Here is a 17,284-nt window from a genome sequence, read left to right on the forward strand (position 1 = left end):
TCAGTGGTGTCCTTCCGGGCCGCCGATGCACACGCACGGCAGCGGGCGGATGCCGTTGAAGCCCTGGGTCGTGTAGCTGGTGGCGTAGGCGCCGGCGGACAGGATCCAGACCGGATCGCCGGAGGCGAGGGCCCCGGGGACGCGCACCGGGTGCCGGCCACCGCCGTAGGCGTCGTCGCTGTCGCAGGTCGGGCCCGCGACGACGGCACCGACGTTCTCCCCGTCGTCCTCGCCGGCTCGGCCGGGAAAGACCAGTCGGTAGCTCAACTCGTCCATCTCATACAGGCCGTTGAACTTTCCGACGCTCAGGTACAGCCAGCGGGCGTGTGTCCCGTCGGGCTGCGCTCGCTCGGTCAGCCGGTACACGTGCGCGCGGACCGCGCCGTGGTCGGCCACCAGGTGCCGCCCCGGTTCCAGGACGAAGCCGAGCGGGGCGGTGGTGAGGCCGCTCAGGCGCTCCATGCCCTCGCGGATCACGGTGAAGATCTTGTCCAGGGGCGGGTCGAGGGGGTTGCCGTGGCGGTCGAGGTAGCCGAGCGCGGGCAGGCCGCCACCGAGGTTGACGTGGTCCGGTACGATCCCCAGCCCGTCCAGCGTCACCAGCACCTCGGCGATCGAGTCGAGGGCCTGCTGCCAGGCCTCGCCGGTCATCTGCTGGGAGCCGACGTGCACGGACAGGCCCGCCGGGACGAGTCCGGACGCGCGAGCCGTGGTCAGGACCCGGACGGCGTCCTCGGCCGAACAGCCGAACTTGCGGCTCAGACCCCACAGGGCGCCGTCCCCGCTGGTGGCGAGGCGGCAGAACACCCGGGCGCCCGGGGCGTGTTCGGCGACGGCCCGCACGTCCTGCACGCTGTCGGTGGCGAAGGTGCGGACGCCGAGCCGGTGGGCCTCGGCGATGTCCGTGTCGGACTTGACGGTGTTGCCGTAGTGGATCCGGTCCACGGGCACTCCGGTGCGCAGGGCCTGGACGATCTCGGCGGGGCCGGCCGCGTCGAAGCCGGCGCCCCGGTCGGCGAGGCATCGCAGCACCTCGTCCACCGGGCAGGCCTTCAGTGCGAACCGGACCTGGACGCCGGGCAGTTCGGCCAGCAGCCGGTCGTACTGGGCCTCGATACCGTCGAGGTCGTAGACGATGCGGTCCGCCGGGGCGGCGGCCAGTGCGGCGGCCAGCCGCGCGCTGATCTCCACGCTCACCAGCCCTCGTGTCCGGCCGCCTCGACCAGGTGCGGCCAGGCCTCGATCAGCAGCGCGAAGTCCTCGATGTCCCGGCAGGCCTCGGCCAGCAACTGCTCGCGGCGCCCGGCGAGTTGCTCGGCGAACTCCTCGTAGCGGCCGCCCAGTTTGCGGTAGGCGGTGTCGACGCGGTCCAGGCGCCACCCGTTCGCGGCGCGGTCCAGGGCGGTGCTCTCGCGCAGGAACTCCACGATCCGGTCGGCCCGTACGTGCTGCCGGTCGTCGAGGAGCCCGGCGCCCTCGGCGGCCATCCGGTCGTAGACGTGGTGGAAATAGAGCATCGACAGCAGGAACTTCACGAACCGGGTCTGGTAGGCGAGGAAGCCCGCGTCGGTACGGCGTTCGGGGGTGTAGAAGTTCTCGATGTGCCGGTTGTGCAGGATGCCGGGGAGCGTGGCGTCGTGGACGAGGTGGATGAGGAAGTAGTCGCTGCCGATGGTGTCGGTGGCCGGGGGCAGCGGGATCCGCTCGTACACGTCGTGGTGGAAGGCGATGTTGCACATGTCGACCCGCATGGGGTCCACCAGGGTCAGCGTGGAGTCGTCGCCGGTGAAGGGGGCCGTGCCCGCTCCGGTGAAGGACTCCTCGACCAGCCGGCGCCGGTCCTCGGGTGACGCGTCGGCGGGCGCCCACAGGCCGACCACGTCGTGGTAGACGGCCTCGTCCCGGAGCCGTATGTCGGCGATGTCGACGGAGAGTTCACCGATGAAGGAGGCGCCGGCCATCGACACCGGGCGCTCCGTGTGGGCCGGGGCGAGGTCGGTGCGGGTGACGGAGGCCGAGGCCTGGGCGGCAGGGCTGCCCAGCCAGGGAAGTTCGTGGTGGACGGGGAAGACCGGCTTCCCGACCAGGAGTTGGTAGGTGCTGTCGGAGTCCCTGCGGTGCACCGAGTCACAGCCGAGGGCTGTGGCCAGCAGGAAGGCACGGTCGGTGCAGGAGCCGTAGGACACGCCGGGCGGGAGCAGGAGGCCGAGCGTCCGGTCCGGCTCGGGCAGGCCGGCCCGGGCGATCACGCGGCGCAGAAAGGCGCGTTGCCGCCGTTCGTCGAGGTGGTGCACGGTGACGTTCGGCGTCTGCGGCAGTGCGGCCGTGACGCGGGCGTGCTCGGCGCGGGTGGCGTCGTCGCAGGAGTCGAGGATCAGGAGCTGGACGTCCGCGCCGAAGTGCTCGGCGGCGTAGGCGGCTTCCCGGTGGATCGCGGTGATGGTGGCGGGGCAGGCCCGGTTGGTGGGCAGGCTCAGGCAGATCCGGTTCACTGTGCCGCCCAGGAGTCGAGGCCCAGCAGCTTGCGGCCCAGGTCGTCCAGTTCGGCGGGGCCGTACCGGAGGGCTTCCGGCCGGCGCGCGTCGCCGAGCAGGGTGGCGTTCCAGTCGGGGGTGCCGAGCGTGCGCCAGGACTCGACGCGCGATGTCCGCAGGGCCGTGTGCTCCTCCAGGGCGGGCATCATCGACAGGTACTGGACGGCCCGGACAGCGTTGTCGGAGAGGTTCGGCGCCACGCCGTGCGCCAGGAGTCCGTTGAAGATGAGCAGGTCGCCGGCCTGGAGGTCGGGGCGGACCACGGGGAACTCGGTGCGGTCGATCGCGGGCCGGATCGGGTCGCGCCCGGCCGGCTGGGCGATGCGCCACTCCTCGAAGCGGCGGAACAGCTCCGGGGCGCACTGGAAGCCGCCGAGTTCGGGCCGGGTGTCGTTCAGGGCGATGATGCCCTGGACGCGCTGCGGCAGTACGGCGAGGGTGGTGTCGACGTCCCAGTGCAGCTCGATGTCGAAGCCCTCGTCGGTCGGCTCGATCAGGGAGCGCGAACGGGTGCGGACGTTGGGCGGGTTGAGGTTGAGCCGGTCCTGGGTGACCCACAGCTCCTCGCAGTCCCACACGTCCACGAAGGCGTCGTAGACGCGCCGCGTCTGGCGGCTGTCCCAGAGCAGCTGGTGGTGGTACGCCTCCACGAAGCCGTAGATGAACAGGTGCTGGTCGAGTTCGGAGCGGAACTCCGGTTCCTCGTACCAGGTTTCGGGGCGGTCGGGGTCGAGGCCCTGGAAGTCCCAGGCGAATGCGAGCAGGCTCTTCGCCTCGCCGGGGGTGATGGCCTCCCGGACGACGACATAGCCGTACGTCTGCCAGAAGGCGAAGTCCTCCTCGGACAGCACCCGCAGGGGCCGGGACTTGTCGAGGTCGCGCAGGGGGGTCGGGGCGAGGTACGTCTCGCCGTCCGCGCTGAAGTAGGGGCGGCCGGACGCCGCTCGGTGGAGGTAGGGGCTGGGCTTGTGCATGCCGTCACTCCGTGGTGATCGAACTGAAGCGCCCTCCCAAGCTGGACTAGACCAATTGTGGGTGTCAACGATTACCGGTCGGTACCCCCGGCAAAGTGCCGCCCAACTGCCGTACAAGTGCCGCCAGTTGAGCAAAGCAAAGGCCGACACCGGTGAGGCTTCCGGTGTCGGCCTGAGCGGGTTGATGGTGTGGTTCAGCCCCTGACGACCGCCTCCGCCGCGGCCACCCCGCACACGCGGGCCGCGCCATGGGTGGCGATGTGCAGGGCGCCGCGCGGCGGGGCCTGCGGCACGCCCATCTCGACCACCACGGTGTCCGGCCGGGCGGCGAGCAGCGTGTCGAGGGCGGCGCCCATCCAGGCGTGCCGGTGCTCGTCGCGGACCACGGCGACGATCCGGCGCCCGTCGGCGGCCGCGAGGGCCTGGCGGCCCGCGTCGGGCCCGCTGAAGGAGCCGGCCGTGCTGCCCGGCAGCAGCCGCCGCAGCTCGGCGGCCACACCCCAGGGGGTCTCGTCGCCCACGGCGATGTTCGGGGCCGGGTTGAACTGGGCGACGTGGACCGGTTCCGTGACCGGCGCGGCGGAGCCCGCGCGGGTCACCGTGAGGGCGCGGCGGGCCGCGATCAGGCCGATCTCCGGGTCGGGTACGGCGGTCTCGGCGCCGCTCTTCGCCTCGGCGGTCCACCGCGCCAGCGCCCGCACCCGGGCGGCCGCGTCGGCCAGGCGCTCCTCGGGCAGTTCGCCGGAGCGTACGGCGGACACCAGCGCGTCCCGCAGCTTCAGCACGGTGGCCTCGTCGCACAGGCCGCCGCCGACGCAGATCGCGTCCGCGCCCGCCGCGATCGCGAGGACCACGCCGTGCTCCAGCCCGTACGTCCCGGAGATGGCGCGCATCTCCATGCCGTCCGTGACGATCAGGCCCTGGTAGCCGAGTTCGCCGCGCAGCAGCTCGGTGAGGATGCGGCGGGAGAGGGTGCCGGGGCGGTCCGGGTCGAGGGCGGGGACGAGGATGTGCGCGCTCATCACGGCCCGGGTACCGGCCGCGATGGCGGCGCGGAAGGGGGGCAGTTCGCGCTCGTACAGCGTGTCCGCGTCCACGTCGATGCGCGGGACGGCGTGGTGGGAGTCGACGTTGGTGTCGCCGTGCCCGGGGAAGTGCTTGGTGCAGGCGGCGACGCCGGTGGACTGCAGGCCCTCGACCCAGGCGGCGGTGTGCCGGGCCACCAGCGCGGTGTCCGCGCCGAAGGAGCGCACGCCGATGACGGGGTTGTCGGGGTTGGCGTTGACGTCGGCGGAGGGTGCCCAGTCGAAGTTGACGCCGCAGGCGGCCAGCCGCCGGCCCAGCTCGCGGGCCACACCCCGGGTGAGGCCGGGGTCGTCGACGGCGCCGAGGGCGTGGTTGCCGGGGAAGGAGGAGCCGGTGCGCACGTCCAGGCGGGTGACGTCGCCGCTCTCCTCGTCGATGGCCACCAGCAGGTCGTCCCGCTCGGCGCGCAGCTCGGCGGTCAGTGCGGTGACCTGCTCCTCGGTGACGACGTTGCGCCCGAACAGGGCGACGGAGGCGAGGCCTTCGCCGAGGCGGCGGCGCACCCAGTCCGGTGCGGTGGTGCCGTCGAATCCGGGCTGCAGGACCGCGAGGGCGTCCCGGGTCAGGGTGTCCGAGCCAGTGGCGAGCGTTGTCATCGGCGGTGTCATCCCTTCACGGCGCCGTCGGTCAGACCGCTGACGGCCTTGCGTTGCAGGAAGATGAAGAGGATCAGGATGGGCAGCGCGAACAGGGACGAGGCGGCCATCGTGGCGCCCCAGTCGTCGCCGAAGGCGGTCTGGAACTGGGAGAGCCAGAGCGGCAGGGTCTGCTTCTCGATGTCCTTGTTCAGGATCAGGACCAGCGGGAACTCGTTCCAGGCGGTGATGAAGCCGAACAGCGAGGTGGCCATCAGGCCGGGCGCCAGCAGCGGGAAGATGACGCGGACGAAGGCCTGGGTGCGGGTGCAGCCGTCGACCATCGCCGACTCCTCCAGCTCCTTCGGCACGGCGGCCACATAGCCGCGCAGCGTCAGGATGGTCAGCGGCAGCACCATGATCGCGTAGAAGACGGTGAGCGGGACCAGGCTGTCGAGCATGTCGTTGTCACGGACCAGCATGTAGATGGCGATGACCATGACCTCCCAGGGCGCCATCTGCGCCAGCATGAAGGTCACTATGAAGCCGCGCCGGCCCTTGAACCGCATCCGGGCGAGCGCGAAGGCGGCGAACAGGGCGATGACGAGCGACAGGAGCACCGCGCTGACCGTGACGGTGACGGAGTTGAGGACCAGGGTCCAGAAGTGGTCGGCGTGCACCGCCTTGGTGAAGTGGCCGACGGTGAGGTCGGTCGGGAACCACACCGGGTTCTCGGAGATGATGTCGCCGGTCGGCTTGAAGGCCGTCGCGAACATCCAGTAGACGGGGAACACGAAGCCGACGAAGAGGATGACGGCGGTCGCGTTGGGCCAGATACGGCCGAAGACCGAGCGCTTCACAGCTCGTCCTCCTCTTGCTTGAGCACCATGCGCAGGTAGTACGAGGTGATGACGAGCAGCACCACGATGGTCAGGAAGGAGATCGCAGCGCCGACGCCGAAGTGCTGGTTGCCGACGCCTTCGACGAAGGCGTAGATCGGCAGGGTCTCGGTGAGGTGGTCGGGGCCGCCCTCGTTCAGCGCGAAGATCTGCGGGAAGGCCTTGAAGACCCAGATGACCTCGAGGAACGTCGTGGCGTACAGGAACGGCCTGAGGAACGGGAAGGTCACCGAGGTGAAGCTCTTCCAGGCGCCGGCGCCGTCCAGGGACGCGGCCTCGTACAGCTCTCTGGGGATCGTGGTGGTGGCGGCGTACAGGTTGATCGCCACGAACGGGATCGACTGCCAGACGATGAGCAGAGTGATCACGGAGAAGGTGGAGAACTGGGAGCCGAACCAGTTGTAGTCGGCCATGGAGTGCCAGCCGAGCTTGTCCAGGACCCAGTTGACGACGCCGAAGCGCTGGGCGAACAGCCACTGGTAGACAGTGGTGGCCGCGATGACGGGCATGGCCCAGGCGAGGACGAGGCCCAGCAGGAGCAGCAGCCGCATCTTCTTGCCGAGCCGGGCGAGCAGCAGCCCGATCAGGGTGCCTAGCAGCATGATCAGGACGACGTTGGCCGCGGTGAAGACCACCGACCGCTCGACGACGTGCCAGAAGTCCGAACCGGTCAGGACTTCCTTGTAGTTGTCGCCGCCGTTCCACTCGGTGAGGTGCTGGATGAGCTGCCGCGGGTTGAGGTTCTGGAACGACAGCATGCCGTTCTTGACCAGGGGCCAGCCGAGCAGGATCAGGGTGGCCAGCAGCGCGGGCAGCAGGAGCAGATAGGGGGCGGCGGCACCGCGGCGGGACGGGGACCCGGAGCCGTGGTCCTCGCTCCTCGGCGGCCCTGGTGTCCGGGCCTTGCGGACAGCGGGCTCTCCGGCCGTGTCCGTGCCTTCGGTCTGCACTGACATGAGTTGCCATCTCTTCCGTGGCGGTACCGGCCGTACCGGCCGTACGAACGACTGAGCCGGGGGCGTCCGCCGACGCCCCCGGCGCGGGTCATCAGTTCTGCTGGGCCAGTCGCTTGTTGATCTCGGCCTCGACCTGCTTGGCGGCGTCCGCCGGGGACTTACCGTTGAGCACGGAGGTCATGTAGGACTTGATCGGGTTCGGGGTGTTCTCCACCGCGGCCCACTCGGGGATCAGCGGGGTGGTGCCACCGGCGGAGGCACCGGGCGCGGCGGCCTCGGCGACGGCGTTGCCCTTGAGGTTGGTCTCCAGGGACTGCTTGTTCGGGATGACGCCGTTGAGCTTGGCCAGCTCGCCCTCGTACTGGTCGGACAGGGCGATCTTCAGGAACTCCTTGGCCAGGGCCTGCTTCTTGCTGCCCTGGGCGACGGCGAGGTTGGAGCCGCCGAGGAAGACGCCCTCGGGCTTGTCGGCCGTGGCGCCCGGGATGGTGAAGTAGCCGAGGTCCTTCTCGATGGCCTTGTTGGCCTGGACCGCGGTGCCGGCCTCCCAGCCCATGCCGATGAAGGCGCCGGTCTTGCCCTTGGCGAAGACCTGGGCCTGCTGCGGGGTGGCCTCGTCCTTGTCCTTGGGGGCCTTGGAGTAGGAGGCGTACTTCTTGTAGATCTCCATGGCCGCGGCGACCTTCGGGTCGCTCAGGTTGGAGACGTACTTGTCGCCGTCCTTCTTCACCAGGTCGGCGCCCTGGCCGATGGTCAGGCCGTCGAAGAAGTACCAGTTCTGGCCCGGCATGTAGAGCGGCTCGGCGTCGGTCTTCTTGCCGATGGTGTCCAGGTCCTTGAAGAACTCGTCCCGGGTCTTCGGGGTGTCCTTGATGCCGGCCTTGGCCCAGATCTTCTTGTTGTAGATGACGACGCGGTTGGCGAAGTACCAGGGGGCGGCGTACTGCTTGCCGTCGTAGACGGAGGACTGGGAGACCGAGGGGGTCCAGTCCGTGCCGATCTCCTGCTTGAGGTCGCTCAGTTCGGCGAGGCCGCCGGTGGCCGCGTAGGCCGGGGTCTGGGTGTTGCCGACCTCGAGGACGTCCGGCGGGTTGGACTCGGAGAGGGCGGTGGTGATCTTCTGCTGGATCCCGTCCCACTTCTGGATCTCGAACTTCAGCTTGGCGCCGGTCTTCTTCTCGAAGGCGGCCTGGACGTCCTTGGACCACTGGGGCGGCGCCGAGCCGTCCATCGTCCAGACCGTCAGGGTCTGGCCCTTGAAGCTGTCAGGACCCGCGTTCTTGCCCGTGTCCTTCCCGTCGTCGCCGCCGCACGCCGAGACGGAGACCATCATGCCCGCGATCACGATCGCGGCAGCAAGCTTGCGCTTCACGCCACCCTCCTCAGGGATGCCACTAATCCCCCCACGCCCTCGGCGGTGACCTGCGTACGACGCTGTTGCACGTAGGGCTCGGGACCTGGCCACTAATGGTGTAGACCAGTACGGTGGAGCTTGGCCTAGACCTTTTGAGGTGTCAAGGGTGGTTCGGGAAGGCGATCCGGCCGTTACGAGAAAGTCACCGGAGCGCGTCCGTCCCCTTTTGCCCGGACCGGGGGCGGCGCGCCTGCTGGACTAGACCTCCCGCACTGGTTGGACTAGACCATAGGGCAGTTGGTCGCTATAACGGGAGCCCACCCACACAGCCGGGAAGGCAGGCATGGCCACCCACGTCAGCAGCGCGCGCGTGCCGAAGTACTACCGGATCAAGCAGCAGGTGCTGGAGATGACGCAGGCGCTCGAGCCCGGCTCGGCCATGCCCGCGGAGCGCCTGCTCGCCGTCCGGCTCGGCACCTCGCGCACCACCGTCCGGCAGGCGCTGCAGGAGCTGGTCGGGGAGGGCCGGCTCGACCGCATCCAGGGCAAGGGCACCTTCGTCGCCCAGCCCAAGCTGTACCGGACCCTCCAGCTCACCTCGCACACCGAGGACATGCGCGCCCAGGGCCTGGAGCCCGCCTCGCAAATGCTGGACATCGGCGAGGTCGCGGCGGACGCCAAGCTGTCGGCGCTCCTCGGCATCGACGTCGGCGAGCGCGTCCTGCGCATCGAGCGGCTGCGGCTGGCCAGCGGCGACCCCATGGCGATCGAGACGACCCATCTGTCGGCCCGGCGCTTTCCCGGGCTGCGGCAGTCGCTGGCCACGTACCCGTCGCTGTACACGGCCCTCGCCGAGGTGTACGGCGTCCAACTCGTGGAGGCCGACGAGACGATCGAGACCTCGCTGTCGACCCCGCGCGAGGCCCAGCTGCTCGCCACCGACGTGGGCCTGCCTATGCTCCTGCTGTCCCGGCACTCGCGGGACGCCGAGGGCAGACCGGTGGAGTGGGTGCGCTCGGTGTACCGGGGCTCCCGCTACAAGTTCGTCGCGGCCCTGCGCCGGCCGGCACCCTGATGAGCCCGCCCCACGCCGCGGCCGGCCCGGACAGCCTGGCCGCCGCGCTGGTCCGGGCCCGCGAGGCGGCCTGCCTCACCCAGGGGGAACTGGCCGAGCGGTCGGGGCTGAGCGTGCGGGCCATCCGCAACCTGGAGACGGGCCACACCGCCCGCCCCCGCAAACAGTCGCTGCTGCTGCTCGCCGAGGCGCTCGGGCTGCCGTCCCGCGAGGCGGGGCGGTTACTGCGGTTCCCCCGCACCGAGCACCCGGAGATGTCCGTCCCCGCGGAGCTGCCCGCGGCGCCCCGCCACCGACTTGTCGGGCGTCAGGGACTCCTGGCGGACCTGACGGCCCGTCTCGCGCGACCCGAGCCCGGCCCCGGCCGGCCCGCCGTGGTGGTCGGGCCTCCCGGGGCCGGGAAGACCGCGCTGGTGCTGCGGGCCGCCCACGAGGTGCGCGACCGGTTCCCGGACGGACAGGTCTACGTCGACCTGCACCCCGCCTCCCCCATCTCCCCCACCTCCTCCCTCCCCTTCACCTCGGACGTGCTCGTCCGCCGGCTCCTGCGCTCCCTCGGCGGCGCAGCGGCCGCGGAGAACCCGGAGGAGGCGCGCGCCCGGCTGCGGGACGCGCTCAGCAGACGGCGGGTGCTCGTGGTCCTCGACAACGCCGACAGCGAGGCGCAGGTACGGCCGCTGCTCGTGGACGGCGGCCGGAGCGCGGTCCTGGTGGCCGCGCGGCGCGAACTGTCCGCGCTGCCCGACGGGTTCCACCGCCGGATCGGCGCCCTGGACCGGCCGGACGCCCATCGGATGCTGGCGGACCTGGTGGGCACCGCCCGCGTCCGGGCCGAGCGCCCGGCGGCGCAGCGCGTCGTGGAGTCCTGCGCGGGGCTGCCGCTGGCCCTGCACATCGCCGGCCTGTGGCTCACGGCACGCCCGCACCGGTCCCTCGGCGACCTCGCGGACCGGCTGGCCGACGAGAGCGAACGGCTGCGCTCGCTGCGCGTCGGGGACCTGTCCCTGCACACGAGCGTGACCGCCTACTACCGGCTGCTGCCGCCCCCGTTACGTACCTCATTGCACCAACTGGAGCCGATCGGCGGCGACTTCGGGATCGACCAGATGCTGTCCCGGGTGACCCCGTCCCGCCGGCTCGCCGTGGACCTGCTGGAGGACCTGCTGCACCGCCAGATGATCCACACCGGCGAGCCGGACCGGAACGGGCAGATCCGCTACCGCCTGTACGACGCCGTACGCCTGTACGTGGCACACGGTGCCGTACTGCCGCGGGCGCGGCATCAGCACTGCCTGTAGAGGCTCAGCCGCGGCGGCACCACGGGGCGTTCGGGCGGGAGTCCCGGACCCGGGTGTCGGGGTGGCCCGCCCCGTCCGCGATGGAGATGACCCGGTACTGCTGCTCGTGGAGGACCCAGCACCAGCTCTGGCCACCCACCCGGAACCTGCCGGGGACGTACAGGAAGTCGTCGACCTTGCCGACGCCCTGCAGGGAGGTCCACTTGGTCAGGTCGCGGTCGCCGCGCTCCATGACATCGGTGTGCATCCCGCCGTCGGCGATCGAGATCAGCCGGTAGCGCTGGCCCTGCGGAGTGGTGTGGAAGAGCCAGTACCACGACTTGCCGTTGTCCCGGAGCTGGTCCGGCACCAGGAGCACCGCGTCGACCCGGGTGACCCCGCCGAAGGAGTTCCACCGGGACAGCTGCTGGTCGTCGCCGACACGGCGGCTGGTGTGACGGGCGTCGTGGGCGATGTTGACGCGGCGGTAGACCTGGGTGCCGCCCTTGGTGTGGAACAGCCAGTAGCTGCTCTCGCCGTTGAGGCCCTGCTCGTCGGGCACGGGCAGGATCGCGTCGACCTTCTCCACGCCCGCGAAGGCGGGCCACGAGGACAGCTCGGTGCCCAGGTCGATGAGGGTCCCGGTGCGGTCGTCCGCGCCGGTGGTCAGCTGCTCAGCCTCGGCCGCGCCGATGCCGGCGACGCGGACGGTGCGCCCGGAGAAGATCCAGTAGCGGCCGTCGACGTCCGGCCAGGGCAGGATCTCGTCCAGCGGACCGGGCTGCACCGGCTGGGGCTGCCCGGTCTGTCCGCCCGTGGTGGTCGTCGTCTGCTGCCCCCCTGTCTGGCCCCCGGTCTGGCCGCCGGCCGAGGTCGCGCCCTCCAGGCGGCCCCGGCTGAGTCCGCGCAGGGTGGTGAGGGACGGGGCGAAGGCGTAGACGGAACCCTCGGTGGTCACGAACGGCTGGAAGTTCAGCATGGTGGTCTTCCGGTCGCCGTTGCCGTTGACCCGGCTCTCGAAGGCGATCTCGCCCGTGGTGACTCCGGGGAGTTGGCCGCTGATCATGGGATCCGGGCCGGGCTTGGGATCGCGGTCGTGCGGGAAGTTCGGGTCGTTGACCCAGTCGGTCTGGATGAACTCGAACTGCCGGGCCAGGTCGGCCTGGTAGCAGACGAACAGCAGACCGCGGGGCTCGTCCGGGCCGCCTCCGTCGTCGTTGGCGGGGTCGAAGGGGGCGCCGTAGGGGATGCCGCGGCGGATGATGCGGCGCGCGTCCATGAACTCCTCCACGTCCACCAGTTCGCCCCCGTCGACCAGTCCGTCGCGGGGAGCGGTCTTGCGCAGGTGGGAGAAGAGCGGGGTGGTGACGCCGTGGGGGTCGTCCCTGAAGCTGAGGTCGTTGTCGGGTTTGGTGCCCGCCGGGGGCGCGGCGTCGGGGAACTTCGCCACCGAGGCACCGCAGCGCCAGCGGCCCACCAGGCGGGCGGCGAGCCACTCGCTCTTGGTGTTCCCGTCCACCACCTCGTCTTCCCGCAGCTTCGCCAGCTCGGCGTTGACCTGCGCCCACCAGCCGGGGACGTCCTGGCCGAGACGTCGTACGACCTGGAAGGAGCCGTACTTCATCCAGTCGGGCGCGCCCGCGGGCATGGGGGTGGCTGTGTCGGCGCCGAGGACGAACTGGCCGGCGGGGACCTTCCCGGGGCCGTTGTCGTCCACCGGGACGTCGAAGCCCCGCACGTCCGGTTCACTGACTCCGTCCTTGAAGCCGAAGTGCTCCTTGCCCCGGCGGCTACCGGGCAGCGTGGCGCCGCTCTGCGGGTGGACGATCAGGATTCCGGCGCGTGAGGCGGCCTCCGTCTGGCGCCTGAGTTCGTTGTCGTGGTCGTCCTTGAGGTCGGCGGCGATGGTCAGCACGGCGTGGATGGGGGGCTTCTGCGCGGAGCCGAAGATCCAGCGCTTCGGCTCGTTGCAGCCCGTGTCGCCGAGGGCCTCGGCACGGGCGGCGGACCCCTGGACGAAGGCCCGGATCGTGCCCGTGGGCTTGTCGCCGAACACCTTCTCCTTGCCCGTGAGGAACAGGATCCCCGGATAGGTGAGGCTGACGCCCACCCAGGTGGCCTTGAGGTTCTTCGGGTCGTCACCGGCGGAGTTCTCGCGGGCGTCGTGGAACTTCTGGTTGAACGCGGCGACCTGCTGGGTGGTGGCGATGGTGGGGATCAGCTCCGCCAGCCAGTTCCGGGCGGCGGTCATGTCGCCGAACTGGAGGAAGAGCAGGGTCATGTAGTCCTTCTTGAACCCGGCGAGGATGTCGCCCTGGATCTCGGTGCTGTCGCGCAGCGGTAGCGGGGTCGTCATGGAACTCCCTTGGTGAAGGGGGACGGTGGGGACGGTCCGGGGTGCGGGAGAGGGTGCGGGGGCCGTCAGGCGCCGGGCCGCAGCTGCACCCACTTGGCGACGCTGGGCACGCCCCGGTCGTCGAGCAGGAACAGCAGGTAGTAGCCGGGCGGCGCGTCATTGACCGACGGCGGGGTCTTCAGCACGAGCTTGTTGCCGGCGCTGCTGGTGATGGGCAGTTCGATGCGGCGCTGACTGGTGTCGACCGAGTGGGTGGAGGTGATGGGCGCCATCAGGACGGCCTTCTCGACCTGGTCGGGCGTGCTGGTACTGACGCGGAGGCCGGCGCCGTAGCCCACGGTGGGGTTCGACACGTCCGTCACCGTCGGCCGGGTGCCGCCCTGGTGCAGATACGGCGGCTCGTAGATCTCGATGGTGCCGTTCTGCCCGGACTTGATGTCGGGGTTGTTGGCGATCTCCTGCAGCTCGTCGCCGGTGACCATGATGCGGCCGTCGGGCAGGATGACGGCGTTGGAGTGGTAGCCGCGCGGCAGTCGCTGGACGGGGCCGAGCTTCCAGCTGCCGTCGAGGCCGCGGATCTCGGTCTGCCGGTACTTCTCGTGGGCGTTGGGGTTGTAGAGCCCGTTGCCGTAGTCGCGGATGTCGTAGCCGCCGTTGACGGTGAAGAGCCGGCCGTCGGGGAAGATCAGCGTGTCGTCCTGGGTACGGCCGAAGGCACGGGCGGTGTCCTCGGTCCAGCGGCCGCCGGAGAACCTGTACGTCTTCGGGTCGTTGCGGTCGCCGCCGAGGATCAGGACGGAGTCCGGCCCGTTGCCGGGGGTGCCGTTCGGCAGGGCCACCGCGGAGCCGTAGTTGCGCATGCCGCCGTCGGGGCGGTTGCGCAGCGGCTGCTCGGTCTCGGTCTGCGGGTCGAAGACGTACTGCTCGTTGTACGTGCGCCCGAAGCCGTAGATCTTGCCGTCCCGCAGCGAGAACAGGTGCGGATAGTCGGTCGAGTACTCGGCCTTGATCGGCCACTTGTCGAGCGCCTGCCCGTCCGCGATGGCCGTCGGGTCGTACGACACCGCGGTGTTCTTGGCCGGGAAGCGCTCGATCGTCTGGGAGAGCTTGCCCCAGCCGGTGTCCCCGTGGCCGGAGGTGATGAACTGCCGGCCGTCGGCGCCGGTGACGACCGACGGGTACCAGCGGCCCTCGGCCAGGTCCTTCTGCTGGTGCCAGGTCTCGGTCCAGGGGTCGAAGACCAGGGCGAGGTGGGCGCCGGCGCCGTGGTTGCCGCCGAGGTTGCCGCCGAAGACGCCGACCATGCCGTTGGGGAGGTAGGAGTGGCCGGCGCAGAAGATCGGCGCGGGGCGGTCCTCGTCCAGGCCGTCGTCCACTTTCACGACCGGCGGCTGTACGGACTTGAAGGCGGCGGCGCCGGTGCCCTTGGCGGGGTCCCAGACGTAGGCGCGGCCCGCGTTGTCGCGGCCGATCACCTCGGTGGGCGCGGTCTCCTTGTTCGGGCTCTCCTCGACGGCCTCGAAGGAGAACAGCAGCACCTTGCCGGTGGGCAGCAGGGCGACGTGGTCACCGTAGTCGGGGCTGGAGAAGTAGTCGGTGAACCTGCCCGACTGGGACGGGGCGAAGGCCGCGTTCAGCTCGGCCTGCGAGTCGGTGAGCCGCTTCAGGCTGCGGGTGCGCATCGGCTGGGGGTAGCCGCGGTCGACGGCGCGCAGGCCGATGCGGTCCCGGGCGAGTTGTTCGGCGCGGGGCCGGCCGAACGCCTTCACCTCCTCGGGGCGGACCTCCTTGGCGAGTTGGGCGCGGGTGATGTGCACGCCGCCCGGGCGGGGGTCGGCGGAGGCCGGGGCCGGGCCGAGCGCGGCGGGCGCGGTGACGGACAGAACGAGCGCGGCACAGCCGGCCGCGAACGTCCACCTCCTGCGGGGGTTCCCTCTGCGGGACATGGGACTCCTGGTGGGAACACGCGGCGCCGCGGGCGGCACGGGGGCGGCATGGGGCGACCACGTAGAGTGACGGAATACCCCCAGTTAATCACACACCGTAGCGATCGAGAGGGGCCTGCTCGAAAGATTGACCGTTTTACCCCGTTGAGCGGTAACGCTGCGTGTCCGGCGTGGCGGGTGCGGGGCAGCGGGCTCCACTGAGCGGAACCCATCCCCACACGCTCTTCCGAGGAGTGTCACCATGCCGGGAACACGCACGTCCCTCGCCGCGGCCGCGGGCGCCCTGACCCTGCTCTGCTGTGCCGCCGCACCGGCCGCCGCGGACCAGCCCCCGCAGCACCTGGCCGGACCCCTCATCAGCGGCGGTGCCGACGGCCACCACCACGAGGTGTTCTGCCCCGGGATGCAGCACGTCCAGAGCGGTGGGTACGCCCTCAGCGCCAAGTCCGGCACCGAGTTCTCCGAGGTACCGGCCGACGTCCTGGAGAACCGGCCCAACAGCCACGCCACCGGCTGGATCGTCGCCGTGCGCAAGACGACGTGGCAGGGCCACGACTCCGGCACGGACCGGCGCGAGGCCGGCCCGGCCGATCTGCGGATCCACCTCGTGTGCACCGACGAGACGATGTCGCACGGCGCCTGACGACACCTTCGGCGGTGCGCTCAGTCCAGGAACGCCGTCTCGATCCAGCGGCGCACCGCCCGCGGGCGCATCCGGTGCAGCCGGTCGACGGTGTCGGCCACCTGTTGGGAGCCGCCGACCGACAGGAACTTCTCCCGCACCAGGTCGGCGTGGCCCGCCCGGGTCTCCGGACCGGCGGCGCCCACCGGGATCAGCCGGGTGCGGGAGACCGTACGGCCGTCCGTCAACCGTACGGTGACCCGGGCGCCGGTGGCCTTGGTGGACCGGGAGAAGTCCCGGTCGTCGGCCTGCAACGCGCCGATCAGATCAACGAGTTCGTCGCCGCCGAAGCCGCGCAGCCACGGCACGGCCAGCTCCCCCGCCTCCCGCACGGCCTCGCCGAACGGCGCGTCGGACAGGAACAGTTCGCGGGTCATCTCCGTGTCGTGCTCCAGCCGGATCCGCTTGGCCAGCGCCCAGCGGTCGGGGTCGTCCAGATACGGCGCGGAGAAGTCGTCCACCGAGAACTCGCCGGTGAGCAGGGTGGTGGCCACGGGATAGGGCACGTCAAGGACCAGCGCCCCCAGCGGTGAACCGGGCCCGGTGACGTACTGGGCGGCCCGCTCCCCGGCGAACAGCGTGTACAGGGAGGCCTCGACGACCACTTCGGCCACGTCCTGCGGCCTGACCGGGCCGAGTTCCCGGTGGATCTCGGCGGCGCAGTCCACCGCGGCGTCGATACCGGGCCCGCCGGGGTGCATCTTGAACGACAGCGTGTCGGTGTGCCAGCGGCGCCCCAGGCCCTTCGCCACGGCCTGCGGCAGCGGCACGGTCGCGAACCGGGCCAGGAAGCCGTCGCCGTGCTCCATGATGTCGGGTGCTCCGCGCAGCCCCGCGTACGCCGCGTCGCAGGCGTCCATCGCGGTGCGCACCGGCGTGAAGGTGTTGAACAGCCGGGCGTCACTGGCGAGGAAGGCCCGCATCAGCGGCCAGTTGGGCATGGCGAAGGCCAGCCCGAAGGAGTTCTCGAAGAGGGCGGCGGAGGCCCGGTCGCAGTGCAGGCGGCCCGCGACCGCGCCGGCCAGGTGGGTGTGCACGGCGCTCTGTCCGCGCAGCGGTCCGAGGGTCGCGGAGGCGGTGATGCGGGCCGCGCACTCGTTGGCCGCGACCACCGCGGTGAGCAGCGAGAGCCCGTCCAGCCGGCGGGCGTAGGCGAAGGCGAGCGGGACCGCGACCGTGGAGTTGGACAGGTGCCCGGCGTACGCGGTGTCGTCCAGGTTCAGCCAGGAGCCGAGCGCGGCGAAGACGCCCGCGGCCTGCCGCGGGTCGCGCTGCATGGGGTGGCCGAAGGCGGCCACCAGTTTTCTGCCGAGGGGGTGCTGGAGACCGGCCCGGATGGAGGCGATCTGCGACAGCACCTGGCTCGCGGCGAGCTTCAGCACCCGGCACGGGATGTGCTGCGGGCGCAGGGTCGCGGCCCAGTGCGAGAGTTCGCGCAGCGGGGTGTCGACGGGCGTGCGGCCCCGGGCGGCCCGGGACAGGGTCTGTGCCTGCTCGGCCCAGTCGGCGCACAGGGCCCGGGCGACGCTCTCCCCGAGGACAGCGGTCATGAGGCGGCTACCTTCCTTGC

General features: G+C 71.1%; 13 protein-coding genes. 3 read left to right on the forward strand and 10 right to left on the reverse strand.

Features of this window, described 5'->3' with window-relative positions; all coding sequences use genetic code 11:
* The 7 genes from CRP49_RS01815 to CRP49_RS01845 form a co-directional block, all read right to left on the reverse strand.
* Nucleotides 1-1,197, reverse strand: a complete 1,197-nt coding sequence (locus CRP49_RS01815) for a type III PLP-dependent enzyme (RefSeq protein ID WP_097251848.1) — start codon at nucleotides 1,195-1,197, stop codon at nucleotides 1-3.
* On the reverse strand, nucleotides 1,194-2,492 hold the full coding sequence (locus CRP49_RS01820; protein WP_097251849.1) for a DUF6271 family protein: 1,299 nt from the start codon (nucleotides 2,490-2,492) through the stop codon (nucleotides 1,194-1,196). Before CRP49_RS01820 ends, CRP49_RS01815 begins: the two co-directional genes overlap by 4 nt.
* Nucleotides 2,489-3,508, reverse strand: a complete 1,020-nt coding sequence (locus CRP49_RS01825; protein ID WP_097251850.1) for a phytanoyl-CoA dioxygenase family protein — start codon at nucleotides 3,506-3,508, stop codon at nucleotides 2,489-2,491. Before CRP49_RS01825 ends, CRP49_RS01820 begins: the two co-directional genes overlap by 4 nt.
* A 194-nt stretch (nucleotides 3,509-3,702) precedes the next feature.
* Nucleotides 3,703-5,190 (reverse strand): glycoside hydrolase family 3 protein, encoded by a 1,488-nt coding sequence (locus CRP49_RS01830; protein ID WP_097251851.1) that lies wholly within the window; start codon nucleotides 5,188-5,190, stop codon nucleotides 3,703-3,705.
* A gap of 8 nt (nucleotides 5,191-5,198) precedes the next feature.
* On the reverse strand, nucleotides 5,199-6,029 hold the full coding sequence (locus CRP49_RS01835; protein WP_097251852.1) for a carbohydrate ABC transporter permease: 831 nt from the start codon (nucleotides 6,027-6,029) through the stop codon (nucleotides 5,199-5,201).
* Nucleotides 6,026-7,024 (reverse strand): carbohydrate ABC transporter permease, encoded by a 999-nt coding sequence (locus CRP49_RS01840; protein ID WP_179851470.1) that lies wholly within the window; start codon nucleotides 7,022-7,024, stop codon nucleotides 6,026-6,028. Before CRP49_RS01840 ends, CRP49_RS01835 begins: the two co-directional genes overlap by 4 nt.
* 91 nt (nucleotides 7,025-7,115) lie before the next feature.
* Nucleotides 7,116-8,396: an extracellular solute-binding protein gene (locus CRP49_RS01845; RefSeq protein WP_097251854.1), complete on the reverse strand. Its 1,281-nt coding sequence runs from the start codon at nucleotides 8,394-8,396 to the stop codon at nucleotides 7,116-7,118.
* 325 nt (nucleotides 8,397-8,721) lie between these two features.
* Between CRP49_RS01845 and CRP49_RS01850 the strand changes: the two genes are divergently transcribed.
* On the forward strand, nucleotides 8,722-9,453 hold the full coding sequence (locus tag CRP49_RS01850) for a GntR family transcriptional regulator (protein ID WP_097251855.1): 732 nt from the start codon (nucleotides 8,722-8,724) through the stop codon (nucleotides 9,451-9,453).
* Nucleotides 9,453-10,751: a helix-turn-helix domain-containing protein gene (locus CRP49_RS01855; protein ID WP_097251856.1), complete on the forward strand. Its 1,299-nt coding sequence runs from the start codon at nucleotides 9,453-9,455 to the stop codon at nucleotides 10,749-10,751. Before CRP49_RS01850 ends, CRP49_RS01855 begins: the two co-directional genes overlap by 1 nt.
* A 4-nt stretch (nucleotides 10,752-10,755) precedes the next feature.
* Here CRP49_RS01855 and CRP49_RS01860 read toward each other — a convergent pair whose 3' ends face one another.
* Nucleotides 10,756-13,086 carry a Dyp-type peroxidase gene (locus tag CRP49_RS01860; RefSeq protein WP_097251857.1) on the reverse strand — a complete coding sequence of 777 codons (2,331 nt, stop codon included), beginning with the start codon at nucleotides 13,084-13,086 and terminating at the stop codon, nucleotides 10,756-10,758.
* Nucleotides 13,087-13,151: 65 nt separating this feature from the next.
* Entirely contained in the window at nucleotides 13,152-15,032 is a 1,881-nt protein-coding gene (locus CRP49_RS01865; protein ID WP_097251858.1) for a galactose oxidase early set domain-containing protein, read from the reverse strand.
* A 241-nt stretch (nucleotides 15,033-15,273) separates the two neighbouring features.
* Here CRP49_RS01865 and CRP49_RS01870 point away from each other — a divergent pair, with 241 nt between their 5' ends.
* Nucleotides 15,274-15,675: a hypothetical protein gene (locus CRP49_RS01870; RefSeq protein ID WP_097251859.1), complete on the forward strand. Its 402-nt coding sequence runs from the start codon at nucleotides 15,274-15,276 to the stop codon at nucleotides 15,673-15,675.
* A 20-nt stretch (nucleotides 15,676-15,695) separates the two neighbouring features.
* Here CRP49_RS01870 and CRP49_RS01875 read toward each other — a convergent pair whose 3' ends face one another.
* Nucleotides 15,696-17,264, reverse strand: coding sequence for an MmgE/PrpD family protein (locus tag CRP49_RS01875; protein ID WP_179851471.1), 1,569 nt, complete (start codon nucleotides 17,262-17,264; stop codon nucleotides 15,696-15,698).
* Nucleotides 17,265-17,284 lie beyond the last annotated feature (20 nt).

The organism is Streptomyces sp. Ag109_G2-15 (assembly GCF_900215565.1).
GTDB classification, from domain to species: Bacteria; Actinomycetota; Actinomycetes; order Streptomycetales; family Streptomycetaceae; genus Streptomyces; species Streptomyces diastatochromogenes.

Bases quoted from the DNA above. Each gene is read 5' to 3' on its own strand.
- CRP49_RS01825 (WP_097251850.1), bottom strand. From the start codon at position 3,508: ATGCACAAGCCCAGCCCCTACCTCCACCGAGCGGCGTCCGGCCGCCCC.
- CRP49_RS01850 (WP_097251855.1), top strand. From the start codon at position 8,722: ATGGCCACCCACGTCAGCAGCGCGCGCGTGCCGAAGTACTACCGGATC.
- CRP49_RS01860 (WP_097251857.1), bottom strand. From the start codon at position 13,086: ATGACGACCCCGCTACCGCTGCGCGACAGCACCGAGATCCAGGGCGAC.
- CRP49_RS01865 (WP_097251858.1), bottom strand. From the start codon at position 15,032: ATGTCCCGCAGAGGGAACCCCCGCAGGAGGTGGACGTTCGCGGCCGGC.
- CRP49_RS01840 (WP_179851470.1), bottom strand. From the start codon at position 7,024: ATGTCAGTGCAGACCGAAGGCACGGACACGGCCGGAGAGCCCGCTGTC.
- CRP49_RS01855 (WP_097251856.1), top strand. From the start codon at position 9,453: ATGAGCCCGCCCCACGCCGCGGCCGGCCCGGACAGCCTGGCCGCCGCG.
- CRP49_RS01830 (WP_097251851.1), bottom strand. From the start codon at position 5,190: ATGACAACGCTCGCCACTGGCTCGGACACCCTGACCCGGGACGCCCTC.
- CRP49_RS01870 (WP_097251859.1), top strand. From the start codon at position 15,274: ATGCCGGGAACACGCACGTCCCTCGCCGCGGCCGCGGGCGCCCTGACC.
- CRP49_RS01875 (WP_179851471.1), bottom strand. From the start codon at position 17,264: ATGACCGCTGTCCTCGGGGAGAGCGTCGCCCGGGCCCTGTGCGCCGAC.